Raw genomic sequence first — 2,233 nt, 5'->3', positions numbered from 1 at the left:
TTGACATTGCTACGCAACCGCGCCTCGTCACCCGCCAGCCGCACAGCCTCCCGATGCACCTCATCGAACGCCCGCGCCACTTCACCGATCTCGTCGCGGCCGACCACCTGGATCGGGGCGGTGAGCGGGATCTCGGCGGTGTCGCCGGCCTCCCGCAGCTTCTGGACCGTGTCGGGGAGGCGACTGCCGGCGATCTCCAGCGCCTCACTGCGCAGCCGCCGCAGCGGGCGTACGAGCGACCGGGCGACGCCGGTGGTGACGAGCAGCACCGCGATCAGCAGGAGGGCGACGGCCACGGCGACGATGATGGCCCGCTGCTGCTCGTCGTCCTTGAGCGTCTGGCTCCGGGCCACGATGGAGGAGGTCAGCTTGGCCTCGACGGTGCGCATCCGGTTGATGGGCTGCGACATCGCGTCGTACCACAGGCGGGTGTCGTCGCGTTCCGACACGTCGAGGCCCTTGAGTGGAAAGCCCGCGTTGGCACGGCCGAGCACCAGGGTGCGGATGAACTCCGCCCGGTCGACCTGGCCGCCGGTGACCGTATTGTCGTAGCCGGTCCGCTCTTCGGGGGTGGCGCTCTTGCGGAAGGCACGCAGTTCGCTCTCCTGAGCGGACACGGCACCGAGGAAGCTCTGCAACTGGTCCTGCTCGAAGCGGCCGACAGGCAGCACGGTGGTCAGCAGGCCGCGCTGCACGGAGGCGTTCTCCTTCGCCCGGGCGAGCGCGGCCAGTGTGACGGCGGAGCCGGCGAGCCGGTCGTCCTGGGTGCTCTTCGCCAGCTCGTCCTGCAGGGACAGCAAGGTGTCGATGACGAGGCCGTACTGGTCCAGCACGGCTCTCGGGAGGAGGTTTCCCTCCATGGCCTGGCCGCGCAGGGACTCCACACCGTCGAGCCTGCCGAGGATGTGCTGGATCTCGGCGGAGGGGCGGCTGTTCACCTTCGACCTGAACTCGTTGGCCAGGTCACGGACGGAGGTGGCCGCCTTGTTCGTAAGAACGATCTGTGCCTGCACGGCGGCCGTCGCCTTCGCCGGGCGGCCGATCGTCGCGTTCCAGGCGGCCAGGTCGCGTTCCGACTGCAGCTCGTGGGTGAGGCCCGCGACCTTGTCCACGAGCCGTGCCAGGTCGCTGATCTGCTGATACTCGAACGCCGTGTTGATCGACGTGACGACCCGCAGGCCGCCAAGCAGCAGCGCCGCCAGGGTCGGGATGAGGATCAGCGCCACAAGCCTGGAGCGCACGCGCCAGTTGCGCAGGCGGATTCGGCTTCCTTCTTCGGGCCTCCGCTCGGGAACCCCGGTCCCGGGGCTCTCGTCGGGCCTGGGGTCTTGTGTCCTCACGGGCCTCGCAACCTCCACCGTACGTGCGCCCAAGGGGGAGCGCCTCGTCACTCATGTGGTTGCCGTGACATCGGAGACGTCCTGCGAGCAAGGGTAATTGCAGCACGCCGAATGCGCGGAGGCCAAGCAAAAGATTCTGCGCGAATGACAGAAGAAATCCCCTGAATGGGGATAATCAGCCAAGAACGGTGCCCGTCTTATTACCGGACTCTGTCCTTACGGCAAGCCGACGAAATACGTCCCCTGCCGGCCGAAGGGCTTTCAGGGCGTCCTCTCATAGGCGGCGCGGACCGTAAGGACGTACTCCACCAGGCTGATGAGAGTGTTCTTCACCGCCTCGCGGGACCGGGCGTCCGTGCGGACGATGGGCACGTTCGGCGACAGGGAGAGGGCTTCGCGAATCTCGTCCTCCGCGTGGATGAATTGCCCCTCCCAGCCGTTCAGGGCGACCACGAACGGCAGCCGGGCCTCCTCAAAATAGTCAATTGCGGGAAAACAGTCCGCCAGTCGCCGGCTATCCACGAGTACGATCGCACCGATCGCCCCCCGCACCAGGTCATCCCACATGAACCAGAACCGATGCTGACCCGGTGTACCGAACAGATACAAAATCAGGTCCTGGTCCAGCGACACCCGGCCGAAGTCCATCGCCACCGTCGTGGTCGTCTTGTTGGGCACCAGCCCCACATCGTCCACACCCACCGAGGCGTCGGTCATCACCGCCTCGGTCGTCAGCGGCACGATCTCCGACACCGCCCCCACGAAGGTCGTCTTCCCTACGCCGAAGCCCCCCGCAATGACGATCTTCGTCGAGGTCAGCCCCCGGCTAGAGCCTGCGAAGTCCACTGAGCACCCTTTCCAGCAAGTTCAGATCCGGCTTACCGGCCTCCAAC

At 66.6% G+C, this 2,233-nt stretch carries 2 protein-coding genes; both read right to left on the bottom strand.

What is annotated here, in order from left to right:
- Nucleotides 1-1,241: nitrate- and nitrite sensing domain-containing protein (locus AB0O28_RS39760; protein ID WP_363648212.1), on the bottom strand; the 1,241-nt coding region annotated here is incomplete at its 3' end.
- Nucleotides 1,242-1,601: 360 nt separating this feature from the next.
- Nucleotides 1,602-2,159, bottom strand: a complete 558-nt coding sequence (locus tag AB0O28_RS39755) for an ATP/GTP-binding protein (RefSeq protein WP_363648214.1) — start codon at nucleotides 2,157-2,159, stop codon at nucleotides 1,602-1,604.
- Between the last annotated feature and the right edge of the window lie 74 nt (nucleotides 2,160-2,233).

Source organism: Microbispora sp. NPDC088329 (assembly GCF_040685655.1).
Lineage (GTDB): Bacteria > Actinomycetota > Actinomycetes > Streptosporangiales > Streptosporangiaceae > Microbispora.
This window is presented reverse-complemented; position numbering and strand designations above follow the sequence as displayed.